The 21,696-nt window shown below is 61.5% G+C and carries 18 protein-coding genes; 9 read left to right on the forward strand and 9 right to left on the reverse strand.

From position 1 onward, the window contains the following. Positions 1–69 precede the first annotated feature (69 nt). The 6 genes from tgt to gyrA all read right to left on the reverse strand — a co-directional run bounded on the left by tgt (position 70) and on the right by gyrA (position 7,284). Positions 70–1,203 (reverse strand): tRNA guanosine(34) transglycosylase Tgt, encoded by a 1,134-nt coding sequence (gene tgt, locus HPQ62_RS03220; protein WP_174801042.1) that lies wholly within the window; start codon positions 1,201–1,203, stop codon positions 70–72. After that, a complete protein-coding gene (gene queA, locus HPQ62_RS03225) occupies positions 1,200–2,270 on the reverse strand; it encodes a tRNA preQ1(34) S-adenosylmethionine ribosyltransferase-isomerase QueA (protein WP_174801043.1) in 1,071 nt (356 codons plus the stop codon). Before queA ends, tgt begins: the two co-directional genes overlap by 4 nt. Positions 2,271–2,614: 344 nt before the next feature. Further along, positions 2,615–3,124 carry a peptidylprolyl isomerase gene (locus HPQ62_RS03230; RefSeq protein WP_174801044.1) on the reverse strand — a complete coding sequence of 170 codons (510 nt, stop codon included), beginning with the start codon at positions 3,122–3,124 and terminating at the stop codon, positions 2,615–2,617. 60 nt (positions 3,125–3,184) lie between these two features. Continuing rightward, positions 3,185–3,748, reverse strand: a complete 564-nt coding sequence (locus HPQ62_RS03235; protein ID WP_174801045.1) for a peptidylprolyl isomerase — start codon at positions 3,746–3,748, stop codon at positions 3,185–3,187. A 27-nt stretch (positions 3,749–3,775) separates the two neighbouring features. Next, positions 3,776–4,270, reverse strand: a complete 495-nt coding sequence (gene coaD / locus HPQ62_RS03240) for a pantetheine-phosphate adenylyltransferase (protein WP_174801046.1) — start codon at positions 4,268–4,270, stop codon at positions 3,776–3,778. Positions 4,271–4,461: 191 nt separating this feature from the next. Continuing rightward, positions 4,462–7,284 (reverse strand): DNA gyrase subunit A, encoded by a 2,823-nt coding sequence (gyrA, locus tag HPQ62_RS03245; protein ID WP_174801047.1) that lies wholly within the window; start codon positions 7,282–7,284, stop codon positions 4,462–4,464. A gap of 211 nt (positions 7,285–7,495) precedes the next feature. Between gyrA and HPQ62_RS03250 the strand changes: the two genes are divergently transcribed. Next, complete coding sequence (locus tag HPQ62_RS03250; protein ID WP_174801048.1) at positions 7,496–8,137, forward strand: MarC family protein; 642 nt, start codon at positions 7,496–7,498, stop codon at positions 8,135–8,137. Positions 8,138–8,756: 619 nt separating this feature from the next. Here the strand turns inward: HPQ62_RS03250 and HPQ62_RS03255 are convergent. After that, positions 8,757–9,275 carry a single-stranded DNA-binding protein gene (locus HPQ62_RS03255; protein ID WP_174801049.1) on the reverse strand — a complete coding sequence of 173 codons (519 nt, stop codon included), beginning with the start codon at positions 9,273–9,275 and terminating at the stop codon, positions 8,757–8,759. 252 nt (positions 9,276–9,527) lie between these two features. Here HPQ62_RS03255 and uvrA point away from each other — a divergent pair, with 252 nt between their 5' ends. From uvrA to HPQ62_RS03270, 3 genes are read left to right on the forward strand one after another with little or no spacing between them, the layout of a single operon-like run. Next, positions 9,528–12,449, forward strand: coding sequence for an excinuclease ABC subunit UvrA (gene uvrA / locus HPQ62_RS03260; protein WP_174801050.1), 2,922 nt, complete (start codon positions 9,528–9,530; stop codon positions 12,447–12,449). After that, on the forward strand, positions 12,449–12,928 hold the full coding sequence (locus HPQ62_RS03265; RefSeq protein ID WP_174801427.1) for a GNAT family N-acetyltransferase: 480 nt from the start codon (positions 12,449–12,451) through the stop codon (positions 12,926–12,928). The genes uvrA and HPQ62_RS03265 overlap by 1 nt, the downstream gene beginning before the upstream one ends. Then, the gene (locus HPQ62_RS03270; RefSeq protein WP_174801428.1) at positions 12,928–13,728 is read left to right on the forward strand and encodes a DUF72 domain-containing protein; all 801 of its coding nucleotides are present in this window, start codon (positions 12,928–12,930) and stop codon (positions 13,726–13,728) included. The genes HPQ62_RS03265 and HPQ62_RS03270 overlap by 1 nt, the downstream gene beginning before the upstream one ends. A 246-nt stretch (positions 13,729–13,974) precedes the next feature. Here the strand turns inward: HPQ62_RS03270 and HPQ62_RS03275 are convergent, their stop codons facing one another. Further along, positions 13,975–15,444: an NAD(P)H-hydrate dehydratase gene (locus tag HPQ62_RS03275; RefSeq protein ID WP_425312587.1), complete on the reverse strand. Its 1,470-nt coding sequence runs from the start codon at positions 15,442–15,444 to the stop codon at positions 13,975–13,977. Between the two features lie 354 nt (positions 15,445–15,798). On the opposite strand from HPQ62_RS03275, the gene HPQ62_RS03280 reads away from it, so the two are divergent. From HPQ62_RS03280 to hspQ, 3 genes are all read left to right on the forward strand, one after another. Continuing rightward, positions 15,799–16,137: a P-II family nitrogen regulator gene (locus HPQ62_RS03280; protein WP_018063299.1), complete on the forward strand. Its 339-nt coding sequence runs from the start codon at positions 15,799–15,801 to the stop codon at positions 16,135–16,137. A 70-nt stretch (positions 16,138–16,207) separates the two neighbouring features. Beyond that, positions 16,208–17,617 carry a type I glutamate--ammonia ligase gene (glnA, locus tag HPQ62_RS03285; protein ID WP_174801052.1) on the forward strand — a complete coding sequence of 470 codons (1,410 nt, stop codon included), beginning with the start codon at positions 16,208–16,210 and terminating at the stop codon, positions 17,615–17,617. 130 nt (positions 17,618–17,747) lie between these two features. Continuing rightward, the gene (gene hspQ, locus HPQ62_RS03290) at positions 17,748–18,077 is read left to right on the forward strand and encodes a heat shock protein HspQ (protein ID WP_174801053.1); all 330 of its coding nucleotides are present in this window, start codon (positions 17,748–17,750) and stop codon (positions 18,075–18,077) included. Between the two features lie 72 nt (positions 18,078–18,149). On the opposite strand, the gene HPQ62_RS03295 is transcribed toward hspQ, so the two are convergent. Next, a complete protein-coding gene (locus HPQ62_RS03295) occupies positions 18,150–18,809 on the reverse strand; it encodes an invasion associated locus B family protein (protein WP_174801054.1) in 660 nt (219 codons plus the stop codon). Positions 18,810–19,057: 248 nt separating this feature from the next. Here HPQ62_RS03295 and HPQ62_RS03300 point away from each other — a divergent pair, with 248 nt between their 5' ends. Together HPQ62_RS03300 and HPQ62_RS03305 are read left to right on the forward strand one after the other, a co-directional pair. Then, positions 19,058–20,875, forward strand: coding sequence for an extracellular solute-binding protein (locus HPQ62_RS03300; RefSeq protein WP_174801055.1), 1,818 nt, complete (start codon positions 19,058–19,060; stop codon positions 20,873–20,875). A gap of 172 nt (positions 20,876–21,047) precedes the next feature. Continuing rightward, positions 21,048–21,692: a DsbA family oxidoreductase gene (locus HPQ62_RS03305; RefSeq protein WP_174801056.1), complete on the forward strand. Its 645-nt coding sequence runs from the start codon at positions 21,048–21,050 to the stop codon at positions 21,690–21,692. Positions 21,693–21,696: the final 4 nt, after the last annotated feature.

A 21,696-nucleotide genomic window follows, 5' to 3' on the forward strand; every position in this document is an offset into this window, starting at 1 on the left:
ACCGCCTTGTTCCGCAATGTTCGGGAGGTTACGCCCCCTGCCAGCGCTCGCCCCATGGACCGTGCCGGGTCACAATGCCGCCAGATCCCCCCTCGCCCAGCCTTCCTGGGTCTCCGCCATGAAATCGGCGTAGCGGCCTTCGGCGATCGCGGCGCGGATGCCCTGCATCAGGGTCTGGTAGTAGTGGAGGTTGTTCCAGGTCAGCAGCATACCGCCGAGAGACTCGTCCGAGCGCACCAGATGGTGGAGATAGGCGCGCGAATAGTCGCGGGTCGCCGGGCAGGTGCTCTCCTCGTCGAGCGGACGGAGATCCTCGGCATGGCGGGCGTTGCGCAGGTTGACCTTCCCGCGCCGGGTGAAGGCAAGGCCGTGGCGCCCTGCCCTGGTCGGCATCACGCAGTCGAACATGTCGATGCCGCGCGCCACCGATTTCAGGATGTCGTCGGGCGTGCCGACGCCCATCAGGTAGCGCGGCTTTGCGGTCGGCAGTTCCGGAAGCGTGGTCTCCAGCATGGCCAGCATCACATCCTGCGGCTCGCCCACGGCAAGGCCGCCGACGGCATAGCCCTTGAGGTCGAGATCGGCGAGGCCGCGGGCGGAGCGGATGCGCAGATCCGGAATATCGCCGCCCTGGACGATGCCGAACATCGCCTTTCCGGGCTGGTCGCCGAACGCGATACGGCAGCGCTCGGCCCAGGCAAGCGACATCTCGGTCGACTTTTCGATTGCGGCCCGGTCGGCCGGCAGGCGGACGCATTCATCGAGCTGCATCTGAATATCGGAGCCAAGCAGGCCCTGAATCTCGATCGAGCGTTCCGGGCTCATGTGATGCACGCTGCCATCGATATGCGACTTGAAGGTGACGCCCTTCTTCTCGTCGATCTGGCGGAGCGCTGCGAGCGACATCACCTGAAACCCGCCGGAATCGGTCAGGATCGGGTGGGGCCAGCGGATCAGCGAATGCAGCCCGCCAAGGCGCGCCACGCGCTCGGCGCCGGGGCGCAGCATCAGGTGATAGGTGTTCCCGAGGATGATATCGGCGCCGAGATCGCGCACCTGATCGAGATACATCGCCTTGACCGTGCCGGCGGTCCCGACCGGCATGAAGGCCGGCGTGCGGATTTCTCCGCGCGGCATCGAGATTTCGCCGAGACGGGCATTGCCGTCGGTCTTCTTCAGGGTGAACTGGAATGCGTCGGTCATGCGTCTTTCCTGAACAGCAGGCTGGAATCGCCGTAGGAATAAAACCGGTAGCCGGTTTCGATCGCATGGGCGTAGGCCGCGCGCATCGTCTCCAGGCCGGAAAACGCCGAAACCAGCATGAACAGCGTCGATTTCGGCAGGTGGAAATTGGTCATCAGCATGTCGACCGCGCGAAAGCGGTAGCCGGGCGTGATGAAGATGCCGGTCTCGCCCTCCCACGGCGCGATCCGGCCGTCCTCGGTGGCGGCACTTTCGAGAAGGCGGAGCGAGGTGGTGCCGACGGAGACGATCCGCCCGCCCCGCGCCTTCACCGCGTTCAGCGCCTCGGCCGTTTCAGGGCTCACGATGCCGCGCTCGAAATGCATGACGTGGTCGTCGGTGTCATCGGCTTTCACCGGCAGGAAGGTGCCGGCGCCAACATGAAGCGTGACAAAATGCCGTTCAACACCAGCAGCTTCGAGTGCTTTCATAAGGTTCGGCGTGAAATGCAGCCCGGCGGTCGGTGCGGCGACTGCGCCGTTCTCGCGGGCGTAGATCGTCTGGTAGTCGTCTCGGTCCTTGCCGTCCTCGGCGCGTTTCGAGGCGATATAGGGCGGCAGGGGCACGTGGCCGACCCGCATCATCGCCTCGTCGAGCGCGCCGCCGCGCGCATCGAAGGTCAGCGCCACCTCGCCGCCGTCGCGTTTTTCGTCGACGGTTGCGGTGAGAACCGCGGCGCCGTCGGCTGTGGCAAAGCGCAGGATGTCGCCGGGCTTGATCCGCTTTCCGGGGCGCGCGAAGGCATGCCAGACATTGTCGGCCTTCCTGAGATGCAGCGTCGCCGAGACCGGCACCTCCTCGCCCCCGTCCCGAAGCCTGACGCCCTCGAGCTGCGCCGGGATCACCTTGGTATCGTTGAACACCAGCGCATCGCCGGGGCGCAGGAAGGACGGAAGGTCGGAGACCACATGATCCTCGAGAGCGGCCCCCGGCCGCACCAGCAGAAGCCGCGCGCTGTCGCGCGGGTTCGCCGGGCGCAACGCGATGTTTTCATCCGGCAGATCGAAGTCGAAGAGGTCTACGCGCATTGTATCAGGTCAATTCTCAAATTCGAAAACCCGCCGGCGGTGGCCGGGCGGGTTGGGTTATGCTGCAATTGCGTCTGCCGCTCTCAACCGTTGCGATCGTTCCCTGCGTTACCGCAGAGCCACCCAATCGTCTCGCCCCGGAGGGGAGAGATGTCGCGACAGCGACAGTGAGGGGGGAGACTATCAACGAGAACGCCCTCACAGCTTTCGGAAGCTGCATCACCCTCACTGCCCCTTTCGGGGCATCTCTCCCGCAGGCGGGAGAGAGTATGAGGAGCAAACAGAGAGGCTTCATGCAACAACAGTCACCTCGATGATGCGAGGTCGAAGCGACCCGGCAGGCCTCAGGCGTCAGCCGCAACCTTCATCGTGATGATGTGGTCGGGATCGCGCACCGGTTCGCCCTTCTGGAACTTGTCGACGGCGTCCATGCCCTCGATCACCTGGCCCCAGACCGAATACTGCTTGTCGAGCCACGGGGCATCGGTGAAGCAGATGAAGAACTGGGAGTTGGCGGAGTTCGGGTTCTGCGAACGGGCCATCGAGCATGTGCCGCGCACGTGACGGGTGGCGGAGAATTCGGCCGGAAGGTCCGGCTTGTCGGAACCGCCCGTGCCGGCACGGCCCGGATTGAACTTGTCCGAGGTCTTCTTGCCGTGCTGGACGTCGCCGCCCTGCGCCATGAAGTCGGCAATCACGCGGTGGAACACGACGCCGTCATAGGCGCCCTCGCGCACCAGTTCGCGGATGCGATCGACATGCTTCGGGGCGACATTCGGAAACGCCTCGATCACGACCTTTCCCTTGGTCGTTTCCATGATGAAGGTGTTTTCCGGGTCCTTGATTTCGGCCATCATTCTCTCCTGTGGCGGGTTGCCCGCCCTGCCGGGTTCGACAGGGCGGGTTCATGAATTCTACTGTCCGACGGTAACGCTCAGGATCTTGTCCGGATCGCTGACCTTGCCGTTCTGGGCCTGATCGCCCTTCTTGATCTTGTCGACATTGTCCATGCCGTCGACGACTTCGCCGATCACCGTGTACTGGCCGTTGAGGAACGGGCCGTCATCGAACATGATGAAGAACTGCGAATTGGCGGAGTTCGGGTCCTGCGCGCGGGCCATGCCGACAACGCCGCGCTTGAACGGGGTGTCGGTGAATTCTGCCGGCAGGTCGGGCATGTCGGAGCCGCCCATGCCGGCGCGGTCCGGGTTGTAGCCTTCCTCGGTGTCGCCGAACTGAACGTCGCCGGTCTGGGCCATGAAGCCGTCGATCACGCGGTGGAACACGACGTTGTCATAGGCGCCGCTTTCGGCAAGTTCCTTGACGCGGGCAGCATTCTGCGGCGCCAGATCATCGAAAAGCTCGATGGTGAACGGGCCTTCGGTGGTGTTGAAGGTCAGGGTGTCGGCGGCCATGGCCGCACCTGCAAAAGTCGAAATCAGCGTTGCCGCCGCCAGTCCCGTAATCATCTTGCGCATGTCGTTCTCCTTGTTAGTCCTCACCGGCTAGCGCGGGAATTTTTGCTGCAGCGCCGCCGCCACGTAATCGGGCACGAAATGGTCCACATCGCCGCCCATCGCAGCGACCTGCCGCACCAATGTGGCCGATATCGGACGCGAAGCCGGTTTGGCGGGCAAAAATATCGTCTGGACGTCCGGCGCCATCGCCCCGTTCATGCCGGCCATCTGCATTTCGTAGTCGAAATCGGTGGCATCCCTCAGACCGCGGATGATGATCGATGCGCCCTTTTCGCGCGCGGTGTCGATGGCAAGCCCGCTGAAGGCGATGATCTCGATGTCCCCTGCCCGTTCCGGCAGGTTTTCAGCCACGCCGCGCTTCAGGAATTCGGCGCGTTCCTCGAAGGAGAACAGCGGCTTCTTGCTGGCATTGACGCCGACGCCGATGACAAGCTTTTCCGCGACGTTGAGCGCCTGCAGCACAACGTCGAGATGCCCGTTGGTCATCGGGTCGAATGAGCCTGTGTAAAATGCCTTCGCCATGATCTCAGTCCCGTTTCCGGCCTTTTGTCACGGAACGCTGCGGCCCGCAAGGCGCTAAGGCGTCGCCGTGACGATGGTCGCCCGCTTCCAGGCCTGAATGACAGACTTGGAATTCAACCATGGCAAAGGCTTCCAATAAAAAGAGCCGGTCCCAAGGGCCCGGCTCTCATTCGTTTCAGAGCAGGAAAAGCTCAGCCCTCCTCGCTGCCCTCGTCCGCATTGCCGCCGACTTCCGGCGCGGTCGCCGCTGCTTCGGCGGCGACCTCGTCGCCTGCGGTTTCGACAGCTTCTTCGATCGCCTCATCATCCTCGGGCTCGCTGATGCCCTCGACCGAGACGACCTTTTCGTCCGCACCGGTCTTGAACACCGTCACGCCCTTGGCGGTGCGGCTGGCGATGCGGATGTCGTAGACCGGCACCCGGATCAGCTGGCCGCCATTGGTGACGAGCATGATCTGGTCGCCATCGAGAACCGGGAAGGCGGCGATCAGACGGCCGATCTCGTCGGTCTTCGAGGTGTCGGTGGCACGGATGCCCTTGCCGCCACGTCCGGAGATCCGGAAGTCATAGGAGGACGAGCGCTTGCCGAAGCCCTTTTCCGTGACCGTCAGGATGAACTGCTCGCGGAACTTCAGTTCCTCGTAGCGGTCATCGCTCAACACGCCTTCTTCCGCCACTTCCTCGCCGACGAGCGCGATATCCTCGCCCTCCCCGGTTTCGGTGCGGCGCTCGAGCGCTGCACGCTTGAGATAGGCAGAGCGTTCCCATGGCTCGGCGTCGACATGGCTGACGATGGTCATCGAAATCACCTCGTCGCCCTCGGCAAGGCCGATACCGCGCACGCCGACGGAATTGCGGCCCGCAAACACGCGGATCGCCGGGACCGGGAAGCGGATTGCCTGGCCCATCGCCGTGGTCAGCAGCACGTCATCATCCGGCGTACAGGTCCAGACCGACAGGATGCGATCGTTCTCGTCATCGAGCTTCATCGCGATCTTGCCGTTGCGGTTGACCTGAACGAAATCCGACAGCTTGTTGCGGCGGACGGTGCCCTTGGTCGTTGCGAACATCACGTCGAGCTCGGCCCAGCTCTCCTCATCCTCCGGCAGCGCCAGAATGGAGGTGATCGCCTCGCCCTGCTGCAATGGCAGCATGTTGATCAGTGCCTTGCCACGCGATTGCGGGGTGCCGATCGGGAGCCGCCAGACCTTCTCCTTGTAGACGATGCCGCGCGAGGAGAAGAACAGCACCGGCGTATGGGTGTTGGCCACGAACAGCCGCGTGACGAAATCCTCGTCGCGTATCGACATGCCCGAGCGGCCCTTGCCGCCGCGCCGCTGGGCGCGGTAGGTGGTCAGCGGCACGCGCTTGATATAGCCGTTGCGCGACACGGTCACGACCATGTCCTCGCGCGCGATCAGGTCCTCGTCGTCCATGTCCGGACCGCCTTCGAGGATCTCGGTGCGCCGCGGCGTGCCGAATTCCTCGCGCACCGCCATCAGTTCATCCTTGATGATTTGCTGGATCCTGGCGCGTGAAGACAGGATTTCGAGGTAGGACTTGATCTCGTCGCCGATCTTGTTCAGCTCGTCGCCGATTTCATCGCGGCCAAGCGCCGTCAGGCGCGACAGGCGCAGTTCGAGAATGGCCCGGGCCTGTTCCTCGGAAAGCTGGTACGTGCCATCCTCGGAAATCTTGTGGCGCGGATCGTCGATCAGGCGGACCAGCGCCTCGACATCCTGGGCAGGCCAGTGCCGTTCCATCAGCTGTTCGCGCGCGGTCGCCGGATCGGGCGCGCGGCGGATCAGGTTGATGATCTCGTCGATATTGGCAACGGCGATGGCGAGACCGACGAGCACATGGGCGCGATCGCGTGCCTTCTTCAGAAGGTACTTGGTGCGCCGGCTGACGACGCTTTCACGGAAGGATACGAAGGCGCGCAGGATGTCCAGCAGGCTGAGCTGCTCCGGCTTGCCGCCGTTGAGCGCCACCATGTTGCAGCCAAACGAGCTCTGCAGCGGCGTGTAGCGATAAAGCTGGTTGAGGATGACCTCGGCGTTTGCATCGCGCTTCAGCTCCACGACGACGCGATAGCCCTCGCGGTCGCTCTCGTCGCGCAGATCGGAAATGCCCTCGATGCGCTTGTCGCGCACCAGTTCCGCCATCTTCTCGATCATCGTCGCCTTGTTCACCTGATAGGGAATTTCGGTGATGATGATCTGTTCGCGATCGTTGCGCATCGGCTCGATCGTTGCCCGTCCGCGCATGATCACGGAACCACGGCCGGTCTCGTAAGCCGATTTGATGCCCGCACGGCCAAGGATCTGCGCCCCGGTCGGGAAATCGGGCCCAGGGATGATCTGCATCAGCTCCGGCAGTTCGATTGCCGGATTTTCCATGAGGGCGATGCAGCCATCGATCACTTCGGACAGATTGTGGGTCGGGATGTTGGTCGCCATGCCGACCGCGATACCGCCGGCGCCATTGACCAGGAGGTTCGGGAACTTCGCGGGCAGCACCACCGGTTCCGACAGCGTGCCGTCATAGTTCTCGCGGAAATCGACGGTTTCCTTGTCGAGGTCGTCGAGAAGGGTGTGCGCGACCTTCTGAAGCCGGCACTCGGTATAGCGTTCAGCCGCCGGCGGATCGCCGTCGACCGAGCCGAAATTGCCCTGCCCGTCGATCAGCGGAAGCCTGAGCGACCAGTCCTGCGCCATGCGCGCCAGCGCATCATAGATCGCCGAATTGCCATGTGGGTGATACTTACCCATGACGTCGCCGGTGACGCGCGCGCACTTGACGTATTTCTTGTTCCAGTCCACGCCCATTTCGGACATGCCGAAAAGGATACGGCGGTGAACCGGCTTCAGCCCGTCACGCACATCCGGCAGCGCCCGGCTCACGATCACGCTCATCGCGTAATCGAGATAGGACCGCTGCATTTCCTCCATGATGGAAATGGGCTCGATGCCCGGCGGCAGGCCGCCGCCCGATGGTGTCGTTTGATCAGTCAATGTGAATCACGATCTCAAGCTAGAATCATCTGGTTTTTTATAGCGGAAACCGGATGCTGACGCCAATTTTAGCGCGTTGGCGCCGGTGGATAAAAGTGGATTTGAGAATTTACGCGGACGGCGCGGCGATGTTGTGGCAGAGTGGCCGAAACAGGGCGGATGCCACCTTTGGTTTTGGCCTACCGCCTGGAACAAGCATCAGGATATCCTTATGAACGAAATCGCGACACTGGTAAATGGCTTCACGACGCTGATGGTGACCATGGACCCGCCGGGCATGGTGCCGATATTCCTGGCGCTCACCGTCGGCATGACCCAGGCGCAGCGCCGCAACGTCGCCATCCGGGGCAGCCTGATTTCCTTCTTCCTGATTCTCGCCTTCGCTTTGTTTGGCGATGATATTCTGAACGCGCTTGGCATTTCCATGAGCGCGTTTCGGATTGCAGGCGGCATCCTGCTCTTCTGGATCGGCGTCGAGATGATTTTCGAAAAGCGCGTCGAGCGGAAGGAAAAGACCACCGAAACAGCGATCACCAAGGATGGCATGGCAAATCTTGCGGCCTTTCCCCTTGCCATGCCGCTGATCGCCGGCCCCGGCACGATCTCTGCCACGATCCTGCTCGGCTCGAGAATGACCACGCTGATCGACAAGATCGCCCTTGCCGCCATGATCGCATTCGCCTGCCTGGTGGTGCTCGTCGCCATGCTGATGGCCGGCCTGATCGACCGCATGCTGGGGGAGACCGGCCGAAACATCCTGACCCGCATCCTCGGTATGATGCTGACCGCCCTTGCCGCACAATTCGTGATCGACGGGGTCAAGTCGGCGCTGATGCCGGTTGCCGGAGCCTGAGCGGCCGGCCGCTCGCAGACACAGTTTCACGCGGCTTCGATACAAGGCGGCTGCGCTTCCCAAATAAAAAGGGCGCGATACCAGTTCCTGGCCGCGCCCTTAGTTTGTTGAGAAACATGTCCTGAAGCTCGGCGTCATACTGCGCTGGCCACGAAGATCCTGGCAGCAGGGTAAGCGTCGCAATAAGGCTTAAGAGATTCAATCATTCGAGCCGCCTGGATGCTCGGATCAAGTCCGAGCATGACCCCTGTGGGTGCTCTTGGCGGGATTGACAATCTCAGAGGCGATGGCTTTGTGAGCAGCCTGAGGGAGCGGCACCAGATCCCGGCCGCGCCCTTCGTTTGTTGAGGAACATGACCTGAAGCTCGGCGTCATACTGCCCTCGACACGAGGATCCGGGCAGCAGGGGAAGCGTTCGCAGTAAGGCTCAAGAAATTCAATCATTCGAGCCGCCTGGATGCTCGGATCCAGTCCGAGCAAGACCCTCTGTGGGTGCTCTTGGCGGGATTGACAATCTCAGAGGCGATGGCTTTGTGAACAGCCTGAGGGAGCGGTACCAGATCCTGGCCGCTCCCTCTTAATCTGTGGTCCGCTCTATCAGTCGCGGTCAGACCGCCGATCAGAACGGAATGTCGTCGTCGAGGTCCTGGGAGAAACCGCCGCCGCTGCTGCGGCCGCCGCCGGATGCGCCGCCGCCTGATGCCGGACGGGAATCGTAATCGTCGTAGCCGCCACCGCCCTGGCCGCCGCCGAAGCCGCCGCCCTGACCGCTGCCACCGCCTTCACCGCGGCCGTCGAGCATGGTCAGCGTCGCATTGAAGCCCTGCAGCACCACTTCTGTCGAGTAGCGTTCCTGGCCGCCCTGGTCGGTCCACTTGCGGGTCTGGAGCTGGCCCTCGATATAGACCTTGGAGCCCTTGCGCAGATACTGCTCGGCGACCTTGCAGAGACCCTCGCTGAAGATCACGACGCGGTGCCATTCGGTGCGCTCCTTGCGTTCGCCCGAATTGCGGTCGCGCCAGCTTTCGGAGGTGGCGATCCGCAGATTTGCAATCGGCTTGCCATCCTGGGTACGCCGGATTTCCGGGTCGGCTCCGAGATTGCCGAGAAGAATGACCTTGTTTACACTACCTGCCATGACTATCACCTGATTGGCCGCGCTGCGGCGCTTTTTTCGCGTTTCCGACAGCATAGACGATCTCGCCGCAAGCGAGCAACCGATACCGGACAATCCACAAATAAAATGTTCTTTATTTGTTCTATTCATCTGTTAAGATCGAGTCAAGCGATTCAGCGAGCCCTTGAGTTGATCGATTTTCAAGCACCCCTCGACAGCGCCGGGGCGCGAACTACATAAGAACCGAAATTTTCCTCTTAAGAAGCCGACCTCATGAGCGAATTGAAGAATATCTCCATCCGCGGTGCGCGCCAGCACAATCTGAAGGGCATTGACGTGGATCTCCCGCGCAACAGCCTTATCGTGATGACCGGCCTCTCCGGCTCCGGCAAGTCGTCGCTCGCCTTCGACACCATCTATGCCGAGGGGCAGAGGCGCTATGTCGAGAGCCTGTCCGCCTATGCGCGGCAGTTCCTGGAGATGATGGAGAAGCCCGATGTCGACCGCATCGAGGGCCTGTCGCCAGCGATCTCGATCGAGCAGAAGACGACATCGAAGAACCCGCGTTCGACCGTTGGCACGGTGACCGAAATCTACGACTACATGCGGCTTCTTTTTGCGCGCACCGGCGTCCCCTATTCGCCGGCGACCGGTTTGCCGATCGAAAGCCAGACCGTGACCCAGATGGTCGACCGCATCCTGGCGCTTCCCGAACGCACAAGGCTCTACATCCTCGCGCCGCTGGTGACCGGGCGGAAGGGCGAGTTCCGCAAGGAGCTGGCGGAGCTGATGAAGAAGGGCTTCCAGCGCGTGAAGATCGACGGCGAATTCTACGAGATCGCCGAGGCGCCCAAGCTCGACAAGAAGTACAAGCATGATATCGACGTGGTGGTCGACCGCGTTGCCGTGCGCGACGATCTGGCAACCCGCCTCGCCGACAGCCTCGAGACCTGTCTCGAGATCGCGGACGGGCTGGCGGTGGCCGAATTTGCCGACAAGCCGCTGCCCGAAAACGAGACGGCCGCAGGCGGCGCCAAGAACAAGTCTCTGAACGAAACCCACGAGCGCGTTGTTTTCTCTGAAAAATTCGCGTGCCCCGTTTCCGGTTTCACCATTCCGGAGATCGAGCCGCGGCTGTTTTCCTTCAACAATCCCGTCGGCGCCTGCCCGACCTGTGACGGTCTCGGCTTCCAGCAGAAGATCGATGAAGGTCTGGTCGTGCCCGACCGCACCAAGAAGCTTTCCGAGGGTGCCATTGCGCCCTGGGCGAAATCTTCATCTCCTTATTACAAGCAGACGCTGGAAGCGCTCGGACGGCATTTTGGCTTCAAGATGACGGATCGCTGGGACAAGCTGCCCGAGAAGGCGACGGCTGCCATTCTTCAGGGAACCGAGGACAAGGTCGAGTTCCATTACGCCGATGGCGCGCGCAGCTACAAGACCACCAAGAGCTTCGAAGGCATCATTCCGAACCTGGAGCGCCGCTGGAAGGAAACCGATTCCGCCTGGGCGCGCGAGGAAATGGAACGCTATATGTCGGCGGCCCCCTGCCCGGCCTGCGACGGCTACAGGCTGAAGCCGGAGGCGCTTGCCGTCAAGATCGACGGCCGCCATATCGGCGAGGTCAGCCAGCTTTCCATCCGCGCCGCACGCGACTGGTTCGAGGATCTGCCCAGGCATTTCTCGCAGAAGCAGAACGATATCGCCGCGCGCATCCTGAAGGAAATCCGCGAGCGCCTGAGGTTCCTGAACGATGTCGGGCTCGAATATCTGACGCTGTCGCGCAATTCCGGCACGCTGTCGGGCGGCGAAAGCCAGCGTATCCGTCTTGCCTCGCAGATCGGTTCGGGGCTTACGGGCGTGCTTTACGTGCTCGACGAGCCGTCGATCGGCCTCCATCAGCGCGACAATACCCGGCTGCTTGAGACGCTAAAACACCTGCGCGATATCGGCAATACCGTCATCGTGGTTGAACATGACGAGGACGCCATCCTGTCGGCCGACTATGTGCTCGATATCGGACCCGCAGCCGGCGTCCATGGCGGCGAGGTGGTGGCCGAAGGCACGCCGGCCGCCATCATGGCCAACCCGAAATCGCTCACCGGCCAGTATCTGAGCGGCGCCCGCGCCGTCGCCGTGCCTGCCGAGCGGCGCCAGCAGAAGAAGGGCAAGGCGCTGAAGGTCGTGGGCGCGCGCGGCAACAATCTGAAGGATGTGACCGCCTCGATCCCGCTCGGCCTGTTTACCGCCGTTTCGGGCGTATCGGGCGGCGGCAAGTCCACCTTCCTGATTGAAACGCTCTACAAGGCGGCGGCGCGCCGGATCATGGGCGCGCGTGAGAACCCGGCGCCCCACGACCGGATCGAGGGCTTGGAATTCGTCGACAAGGTGATCGATATCGACCAGTCGCCGATCGGGCGGACGCCGCGCTCCAACCCGGCAACCTATATCGGCGCCTTCACGCCGATCCGCGAGTGGTTTGCCGGCCTGCCGGAGGCGAAGGCGCGCGGCTACCAGCCCGGCCGGTTCTCCTTCAACGTCAAGGGCGGGCGGTGCGAGGCCTGTCAGGGCGACGGTCTGATCAAGATCGAGATGCACTTCCTGCCCGATGTCTATGTCACCTGCGACGTCTGCCATGGCCAGCGCTACAACCGTGAAACGCTCGATGTGAAATTCAAGGGCAAGTCGATCGCCGACATTCTGGAACTGACCGTCGAGGAAGGCGTCGACTTCTTCTCGGCGGTGCCTTCTGTGCGTGACAAGCTGCAGACGCTGACCGATGTCGGGCTTGGCTACATCAAGGTTGGCCAGCAGGCGAACACGCTTTCGGGCGGCGAGGCCCAGCGCGTCAAACTCGCCAAGGAATTGTCGCGCCGTTCCACCGGCAAGACGCTTTACATTCTGGACGAGCCGACCACCGGTCTGCATTTTCATGACGTCGCCAAGCTGCTCGATGTGCTTCATCAACTGGTCGATCAGGGCAATTCGGTTGTGGTCATCGAGCACAATCTGGAAGTCATCAAGACCGCCGACTGGGTGATCGATATCGGTCCCGAAGGTGGCGATGGTGGCGGCAAGGTGGTCGCAGCCGGCACGCCGGAGGACATCGTCAAGGAGAAGGCCTCCTACACCGGCCAGTATCTTCAGGAGCTTCTGGAGCGCCGGCCGCCGAAGAAGACGGAAGCTGCGGAATGATCACTGCGCATCCGGCGTCCCCTGCCGATCTGGAAACGGTTGTGACGCTGACGCGGAATGCCTTCGCCGTCTACCTGCCAGTCCTTGGCAATCCGCCGGTTCCGGTGACGGAAGACTATGTGCCCCGCATCGCGCGTAGCGAGGTGTGGCTATTTCGCGATGAGGATGCGCTGGCCGGGCTTTGCGTGGTCGAGCGGCATCCGGACCATCTGATGCTGTTTTCGATTGCCGTCGCCCCTTCGAAGCAGGGCAAGGGCTACGGGCGGCAGATGCTGGATTGGCTGGTGCACAAGGCAAGGCAGGAAAAGGTCGGCGAAGTCCGGCTCTACACCAATATCGTGATGACGCGGAACTACGCGCTTTATCAGCGCTTCGGGTTTGTCGAGACCGGCCGGAGGCCGAACCCGATCCGGCCGGAATTCACGGTGATCGACATGGCGCTCCGCGTAGATGCGCCTGATGAACAGGGAAAGACATGATGGCCGCGAAGGGCAAGATCAGGATCGGCATCGGCGGATGGACATTCGACCCGTGGAACGAGTCGTTTTATCCCGAGAAACTGCCGAAAACGCGCCAGCTTGAATATGCCAGCGAGAAGCTGAAGGTAATCGAGGTCAACGGCACCTATTATTCCTCGCAGAAGCCGGCCACCTTCGCCAAATGGGCGGCGAGCGTGCCGGATGGTTTCATCTTTTCGCTGAAGGCCAGCCGGTTCTGCACCAACCGCAAGAAACTTGCTGAAGCCGAAGGCTCGGTCGACAAGTTTCTGGGACAGGGCATCACCGAACTCGGCGACCGGCTCGGGCCGATCCTGTGGCAGTTCATGCCGACCAAGAGGTTCGAGGCCGATGATTTCGAGGATTTTCTCAAGCTTTTGCCGGCCGAACGCGACGGGTTGAAGCTTCAGCACGCGCTCGAAGTCCGTCATGATTCGTTTCTGGACCCGGAATTCGTGGCGCTGGCGCGCAAATACGGCGCCACCATCGTCTGCGCCGATCACCCGGAATACCCGATGATCGCCGATGTCACGGGCCATTTCGTCTATACGAGGCTCCAGAAGGGCGATGATGCCAATGCCCATTGCTATCCGGACAAGGACGTGAAGGACTGGGCGGGAAAGCTTGCGAGCTGGGCCTCGGGCGGCGCGCCTCAAGACCTTCCTTTGATCGGCGGCGAGGCAGGAGCAGGCAAGCCGCGCGATGTCTACGCATTCTTCATTACCAACGGCAAGGTTCGCGCGCCAGCGGGTGCGCAGTTCATGCAGGCGCTGGTGGACTAGAGGGCTTGCCCGGTCGGGCTGTGACAGACGGAAACGGCTGATGTTTGCGGGAATGCGTCAAAACAGCGGGACGAATCGCTTGCGCCTGATATGCGGAAGCGCTTGAGCAGCGGTTGTAGTTAAGGCGGAAACGATTTTCACGTTTGCTTCCGGCACCATGCTTCACCTTATTGCTTGAAGACTTCGAGTATGGGTCATGCCAACCGACGAATGACGCGCGTGATCTCGTGAGGGCTGCTCAGGCTGTCATCGGCCTCTTTCGGCGATATCGCGAAGCGATGCCAGGTGGTGTGGCAGATCCTCGGCCGTCAGCCCCTCGCCTGCTTGGTTTCCCGCCTCGCCATGGAGCCATGCCCCTGCGGCTGCGGCCTCGAATGCAGGCACGCCCTCAGCCAGCAACCCGCCGATGATTCCGGACAGCACATCCCCGGAACCGGCGGTGGCCAGGAATGGCGGCGCGTTCACGTTGATGGCGATGCGGCCGTCGGGCGCTGCGATCACCGTATCAGCGCCCTTGTAGAGCACCACGGCATGTGCGCGGCGCGCCGCTTTCAGGGCCTTTTCAGTTTTGCCAAGCGTCTCGTCCCCGGCGATGTCTGCGAACAGGCGCGCAAATTCGCCCTCATGCGGCGTGAGCACCCAACTGACAGGGTGATCGGCAAGCCGGGTGAAAAGGGCATCTGGCGCTTCAGCAAAGGATGAAATGCCGTCGGCATCGAGAACCAGCGGCCGGCCGGCCAATGCCCCGGCAAATGCGCGGGCCCGCTCGCCGACGCCGAAGCCCGGCCCGAGCACGAACGCGGTCAGCCGCCGGTCTGACGCCCAGTCTTCAAGGTCGGCGAGATCGCTGACCGGTTTCAGCATGATCGCCGTCAGGTGGGTGGCATTCACCAGCATGGCGCTTGGCGGTGCGGCGATCGTTACCAGCCCCGCACCGGTCTTGAGGCCGGCGAAGGCCGCAAGCCTTGCCGCACCCGAAGCGGAGGCGCCGCCGGAAAAGACGCCGAGATGGCCGCGCTTGAACTTGTGCGCATCAACGCCCGGGACAGGCAGGCTTGAGGCCCAGAGCGCTGGCTCGTTCAGACGGTGAGCGCCGGCGACCTCTGCCAAGATCCGTGCCGGAATGCCGATGTCAAAAACCTCGATTGCGCCGCAATGCACCCGTCCCGGCAAAAGATAGTGCCCCGGCTTGGCCGCCATGAATGTGACGGTGCGAGCGGCTGAAAATGCCTTCCCCTCCGCCTTTCCGGTGAGCCCGTTGATGCCGGAAGGCAGATCGACCGCGACAACCGGACACCTGTCGGCCCGTCCGATCAAAGCCTGGATGTCCTCGGAAAGCTCCCGGGCCAATCCAGCGCCGAACAGCGCATCGACGATCACGTCGCCCCGCTCGGGACGGCAGTCGGCGATCGGGCGGCTCTCGATCGGGCATGCGCGCCGCGCCCTTGCGGCGTCGCCCGTCAGTCTTGCGGGATCGCCCGCATGAAACAGCAAGACGAGCACGCCAGCCGCATCGAGGGCCCGCGCGGCAATATAGCCGTCGCCGCCATTATTGCCGGGGCCGCACAGAACGAGCGCCCGGAGCGCTGTCGGAAAGTGGCGGAGCACGGTTGCAGCAACCGCCTCGCCTGCGCGCTGCATCAGGGAAAAGCTGTCAATGCCGCTTTCGGCGGCAAGCCGGTCGGCAGTGCCCATTTCGGCAGGTGTCAGCAGCACGCTCATTCTCCTTTATGTCGTGGCGAATAGAACTGATAATGATAGGGTGATGCAAGGGAGACTTTGCGCTGGCTAAAAGATGTTCAATTGCCTAATATTTAGCCTTAATGTGCTGCTTAAAATTCATGCGTCCAGATTCGAAAGGTCGCCGAAATGCCCCGCTATTGACCTGAAGCCGCCTTTTGGCGAACTTCATCTCAGTGGCAAATGCGCAAAGCTGCGGCGTTCGCGAGGACGCCGGTTCATTTCGGTGGATTTGCACGAAGGACAGTCGAACTTGGCATGCAACGTGCATAAGAAGTTCCGAGCGGGCTGACGCCTGCTTCAACGGGAGAAGCGGAGAGCAATTTTCTCATGAAAAAGATCGAAGCGATCATCAAGCCTTTCAAGCTCGACGAAGTGAAGGAAGCCCTTCAGGACGTTGGCCTGCAGGGCATCACTGTCACGGAAGCCAAAGGCTTCGGGCGCCAGAAGGGTCACACGGAACTTTACCGTGGCGCTGAATATGTCGTCGACTTTCTTCCCAAGGTCAAAGTCGAAGTCGTTCTGGCAGACGAAAATGTGGACGCCGTCATCGAAGCCATCCGCAACGCCGCTCAGACGGGGCGTATTGGCGACGGAAAGATCTTCGTTTCCAACGTCGAAGGCGTCGTGCGCATCCGTACCGGCGAAACCGGCGTTGACGCCATCTGATCCATCCCTCCTCTTTCTGTGAAAGACGGGGTATCCCTATCGTCATATTCTTATGCAAGGAAATCGTTAAATGACGACAGCTTCTGAAATTATGAAACAAATCAAAGACAACGACGTCAAGTTCGTCGATCTGCGCTTTACCGATCCCAAGGGTAAGCTGCAGCACGTGACGATGGACGTTTCGGCTGTCGATGAAGACATGTTCGCCGACGGTGTGATGTTCGACGGTTCGTCGATCGCTGGGTGGAAGGCCATCAACGAGTCCGACATGGTGCTGATGCCCGATACGGCAACGGCCCACATGGACCCCTTCTTCGCCCAGTCGACCCTGGTCGTATTCTGCGACATTCTCGAGCCGCTGACCGGCGAAGCCTATAACCGCGACCCGCGCACCACCGCGAAGAAGGCAGAAGCCTATCTGAAGTCCACCGGTATCGGCGACACCACCTATTTCGGCCCGGAGCCGGAATTCTTCGTGTTCGACGACGTGCGCTTTGCCGCCGACCCGTACAACACCGGCTTCAAGCTGGACTGCTCGGAACTGCCGACGAACCAGGACACCGAATACGAAGTCGGTAACATGGGCCACCGTCCGCGCATGAAGGGCGGCTACTTCCCGGTCCCGCCGGTCGACAGCATCCAGGACATGCGTTCGGAAATGCTGACCGTTCTCGCCGAAATGGGCATCACCGTCGAAAAGCACCACCACGAAGTGGCTTCCGCACAGCACGAGCTGTGCATGGTGTTCGACACGCTGACCCGCATGGCCGACAAGACCCAGATCTACAAGTATGGCGTCCATCAGGTTGCCAATGCCTATGGCAAGACCGCAACCTTCATGCCGAAGCCGGTCTTCGGCGACAACGGCTCGGGCATGCACGTCCACCAGTCGATCTGGAAGGACGGCAAGCCGACCTTTGCTGGCGACGGCTATGCCGGCCTGTCGGAAACCTGCCTTTACTACATCGGCGGCGTCATCAAGCATGCCAAGGCTGTCAACGCCTTCACCAATCCGCTGACCAACTCCTACAAGCGTCTGGTGCCCGGCTACGAAGCTCCGGTTCTGCTCGCCTACTCGGCCCGCAACCGTTCGGCCTCCTGCCGCATTCCGTTCGGCTCCTCGCCGAAGTCGAAGCGCGTTGAAGTTCGCTTCCCCGATCCGGGCGCGAACCCCTATCTCGCCTTTGCAGCCCTGATGATGGCTGGCCTCGACGGCATCAAGAACAAGATCCATCCTGGCGATGCCATGGACAAGGACCTGTACGACCTGCCGCCGGAAGAGCTGAAGGAAATCCCGACTGTTTGCGGCTCGCTGCGCGAAGCGCTGGAAAGCCTCGACAAGGACCGCGAATTCCTGACCGCTGGCGGCGTGTTCGACGACGACCAGATCGATGCCTACATCGCTCTGAAGATGGAAGAAGTCATGCGTTTCGAAATGACCCCCCATCCGGTCGAATTCGACATGTACTATTCGGTCTGATTTCAGACGGGTTTCGATACGAACCGGCTGCCTTCGGGCGGCCGGTTTTTTTGTGCCCGTTTTTCGATAGAGATCAGCCCCTTGCAGAGGCGAAAAGGCATTTCCATATAGAATCCGAAAGGAAATGCTCATGAAAATACGTGAAGCGAAATACAATATCGGCGATATCGTCCGCCACCGCACGCTTCCCTTTCGGGGCGTGGTATTTGATGTCGATGCCGAGTTTTCCCGCACCCAGGAATGGTACAATTCCATTCCCGCCGAGTTGCGCCCGGAAAAGGACCAGCCCTTCTACCACCTCGTCGCCGAAAACGAGGAAAAGGGCTATGTGGCCTACGTCTCGGAAGGCAATCTGGATTATGATCTGAGCGGCGAGCCGCTGCGCAATCCGCAGGTCGAACAGATCTTTACCGAGACCGACAGCGGCCATCTGGCGCCGCGCTTTGCAAGCTGCCACTGAGCGCATGACAGAAAATAAAAAAAGCCCGGCTGATCGCTCAGCCGGGCTTTTCTGTAGGATCGAGACCTAAGATCAGTTGCCGCCGGTCGTGGCGCTCTGCTGGGCTTCTTCGATCTTCTTGCGGCGGTCTACGGCCATCTTCTTGATCGACTCGTCCAGGTTGCGCTGGCTTTCGACGAGATCAGGCTGGCTGATCGGATCGCCGTCAAAGGCTGCGGTAAAGCCCGACAGCGTCAGGTCGACCGGGTTCGGCTGCTGGCGCATATTGACCGAGGTGAAGGTCACCTTGCCGCCGCGCTTCATGGCTGCGATGAGCGTGTCCGTCAGTGGCGCCTGGGCAATGCACTGCTCGTTGGTGCAGATTGCGTAGTCGAGCTTCTGCGGCGCGGACGTATCGATCTGCATCTGCACGCCGGCCGGAATCAGGCGGAAGGTCGGTACCGTGACCTGCACCATGGCCTGGCCATTGCCGCCCTGCGGACGGATGAGACCAACGGCGGTCAGGACCTGGCCGTTTTCTGCGCGGGCATAGTTCTGCACGATGCAAACGCCGCCAGTGGCGTTTTCATTGCAGGTCTTGAACCAGCCTTGGGCAGCCTGAGCGGCAGCAGCGGCTGCCTGGGCCTGCTGAGCCGGCTGTTGGTCCTGAGCCGAGGCGCCGGCGGCCGTAAGGCCCGCAATCGTGAAGGCGCAAACCGCGACACGCTTGAAAATACTGGCGCGTGAAAGCATCAAAATCTCTCCTGGTTCATCTGCATAAGGTCCGCGGACCCTGCATCGCTATTGTTACCGAAATGCGGCAAAGCGTCCCTGTTTCGGGCCTCAACCGCCAGTGTTTCCTCTGATATCGTCACATCGGGCGCCAATCTAGCCCCAATACGCCCAAAATTTCAGCTTGCGCGCGATTTTGCGGACTATTTCGGGTTTGTCAGGCTGCATGATACCATCCGCCGGCAACTGAACATGACACGGGCGAATCAATGCGTTTCCTTGCCACTCTCCTCGTCTCCACGGCTTTCGCCGGCATCGCTGCAGCAGACCCCGTCCATGGTATCGCCATGCATGGCCATCCGGCCCTCACGGCGGATTTTGCGCATTTCAACTACGTCAACCCGGATGTGAAGAAGGGCGGCGAAGTCACGTATGGCGTGGTCGGATCGTTCGATGCCATGAACCCGTTCGTGCTGAAGGGCATGCGCTCCTCGGCCCGCGGTCTGTGGGACGAGGTGTTTGGAAACCTCGTGTTCGAACCGCTGATGCAGCGCTCCCGCAACGAGCCCTTCACGCTTTACGGCCTGCTTGCCGAAAGCGTCGAATGGGACGACGACCGGACCTTCGTGCAGTTCAACATGTCGCCACGTGCGAAATGGTCGGACGGCGAACCCGTGACGGCGGACGACGTGATCTTCACCTTCAACCTTCTGAAGGAAAAGGGCCGCCCACCCTTCAACCGCCGTCTGGACCTCGTCGAAACCATGGAAAAGGTCGGCGACAACAGCGTGCGCTTCACCTTCAACAAGGATGCCAATCGCGAAACGCCCCTGATCTTCGCGCTGATGCCGGTGCTTCCGGAACATGCGATCAATCCCGAGACCTTCGACACCGACACAATGGCGACACCCGTCGGCTCCGGCCCCTATCGGATCGCCTCGGTCGAGCCCGGTCAACGCATCGTCTACGAGCGGCGCGATGATTACTGGGCAAAGAACCTGCCCTCCATGGTCGGCTTTGCGAATTACGACAAGGTGACGATCGACTACTACCTTCAGGATTCGACACTGTTCGAGGCCTTCAAGAAGGGGGCGGTCGACATCTATCTCGACGATGATCCGGGCCACTGGTCGCGCGCCTACAGTTTCCCGGCAGCCGGCGAAGGCAAGGTGGTCCAGGACGTATTCCATCCCAAGACGCCGACCGGCATGCAGGGCTTCGTGTTCAACACCCGCCGGCCGAAATTCGAGGACGCCCGGGTGCGCGAGGCGCTGTCGAACGTGTTCGATTTCCAGTGGGTGAACAAGACGCTATTTGACAACGCTTATCAGCGCACCGAGAGCTACTGGCAGAATTCCGATCTCGGGGCCTATGGCAATCCGGCCACCGACGCGGAAAAGGAACTGCTCGGTGACGCAGTCGACGTGATCGACCCGGCAATTCTCGCGGGTGACTATGCCATGCCGGTGACGGATGGCTCGGGCGCGGACCGCAAGGTTCTGGGGGCAGCCGTGAGGCTTCTTGGCGAGGCTGGCTACAAGATCAATGGCGGCAAGATGATCGGCCCGGACGGCCAGCCGCTTTCCTTCGAAATCATGACCACCAATGCCACGCAGGAAAAACTGGCGCTTGCCTATCAGCACACGCTGAACCTGATCGGCGTCCAGACGACGATCCGCACCGTCGATGACGCGCAGTATCAGAAGCGGCTCAACACCTTCGATTACGACATGATCGCGCTTGTCGCGCCGGGCTTCTACTTTACCTCGTCCCTGTCGCCCGGGGCTGAGCAGATCTGGCGCTGGGACAGCCGCTCGCGCGATGTCGAGGGCACGTTCAACTTCGCAGGGGTTGCAAGCACCGATGTCGACCGGATGATCAACGACATGATGGAAGCGCGCGAGATTGAACTTTTCACCGATTCGGTCCGCGCGCTCGACCGGCTTCTGGTAAACGGCCACTACATGCTGCCGCTCTATCATCTGGAAGGTCAGTGGGTCGCGCGCTGGAGCGAGATTGAACATCCGGCGGAAACGCCTATCTACGGCTATCAGCTTCCCACATGGTGGGATCAGAAGGCGCAGTAGGCCCGCCGCGCACGTCTCCCTACCTCTAGGGTCATGCTCGGGCTTGACCCGAGCATCCAGGCAGCACGGAGAACGTCGCCTGGACCCTCGGGTCAAGCCCGAGGGTGACACCGCAGGGGGATGAGCAGGCAAGGCGGCCAGACCGTGTATCCTATTCTAGGAAAGGAACCCCATGTCCACCGTAACAGTCGATGCCATCATTGATGTCGTTTGCCCGTGGTGCTATCTCGGCAAGGCGCGTCTCGACAAGGCGATCAAGGCGATGCCCGAGGGCACCGAGGTCGTGGTGCAGTGGCGGCCGTTCGAGCTTGATTCGAGCGTGCCTGCGGAAGGCGTCGACAATCAGGCGATGCTTGCCGAAAAGCTCGGCAGCGCCGAACGCCGCGACGAGATGCACGCGCAGATCACCGCGCTCGGCAGGGAGCTCGGCATCACCTTCCATTTTGACAGGATCCTGATCCGCCCCAATACGCTTGATGCGCACCGCCTGCTGCTCTGGGCCCATACAGAGAGCATCGCGATGCAGAACGAAGTGATCGACCGGCTTTATCGCGCCAATTTCGAGGAAGGTCGCAATATCGGCGATCACAAGGTGCTGGCGGATATTGCGGCCGAAGCAGGCATGGACCGCGCGATGGTGGAAAAGCTGCTGGCGAGCGATGCCGACCGCGACATGGTGCGCGGCGAAATCGCCAATGCCCAGCAGATGGGCGTCACCGGCGTGCCGTTCTTCGTCTTCAACGGCAAATATGCCGTCAGTGGCGCACAGCCCGTCGAAGTGATGCAGCAGGCGCTGAGCCAGCTTGCCGCGGCGTAAACGC

This window comes from Martelella limonii, assembly GCF_013344475.1.
Taxonomy (GTDB): Bacteria; Pseudomonadota; Alphaproteobacteria; order Rhizobiales; family Rhizobiaceae; genus Martelella; species Martelella limonii.

Coding starts and splice junctions, on each gene's coding strand:
- tgt (WP_174801042.1), bottom strand. CDS start 1,203: ATGACCGACGCATTCCAGTTCACCCTGAAGAAGACCGACGGCAATGCC.
- queA (WP_174801043.1), bottom strand. CDS start 2,270: ATGCGCGTAGACCTCTTCGACTTCGATCTGCCGGATGAAAACATCGCG.
- HPQ62_RS03230 (WP_174801044.1), bottom strand. CDS start 3,124: ATGGCCGAAATCAAGGACCCGGAAAACACCTTCATCATGGAAACGACC.
- HPQ62_RS03235 (WP_174801045.1), bottom strand. CDS start 3,748: ATGCGCAAGATGATTACGGGACTGGCGGCGGCAACGCTGATTTCGACT.
- coaD (WP_174801046.1), bottom strand. CDS start 4,270: ATGGCGAAGGCATTTTACACAGGCTCATTCGACCCGATGACCAACGGG.
- HPQ62_RS03250 (WP_174801048.1), top strand. CDS start 7,496: ATGAACGAAATCGCGACACTGGTAAATGGCTTCACGACGCTGATGGTG.
- HPQ62_RS03255 (WP_174801049.1), bottom strand. CDS start 9,275: ATGGCAGGTAGTGTAAACAAGGTCATTCTTCTCGGCAATCTCGGAGCC.
- uvrA (WP_174801050.1), top strand. CDS start 9,528: ATGAGCGAATTGAAGAATATCTCCATCCGCGGTGCGCGCCAGCACAAT.
- HPQ62_RS03270 (WP_174801428.1), top strand. CDS start 12,928: ATGGCCGCGAAGGGCAAGATCAGGATCGGCATCGGCGGATGGACATTC.
- HPQ62_RS03280 (WP_018063299.1), top strand. CDS start 15,799: ATGAAAAAGATCGAAGCGATCATCAAGCCTTTCAAGCTCGACGAAGTG.
- glnA (WP_174801052.1), top strand. CDS start 16,208: ATGACGACAGCTTCTGAAATTATGAAACAAATCAAAGACAACGACGTC.
- hspQ (WP_174801053.1), top strand. CDS start 17,748: ATGAAAATACGTGAAGCGAAATACAATATCGGCGATATCGTCCGCCAC.
- HPQ62_RS03295 (WP_174801054.1), bottom strand. CDS start 18,809: ATGCTTTCACGCGCCAGTATTTTCAAGCGTGTCGCGGTTTGCGCCTTC.
- HPQ62_RS03300 (WP_174801055.1), top strand. CDS start 19,058: ATGCGTTTCCTTGCCACTCTCCTCGTCTCCACGGCTTTCGCCGGCATC.
- HPQ62_RS03305 (WP_174801056.1), top strand. CDS start 21,048: ATGTCCACCGTAACAGTCGATGCCATCATTGATGTCGTTTGCCCGTGG.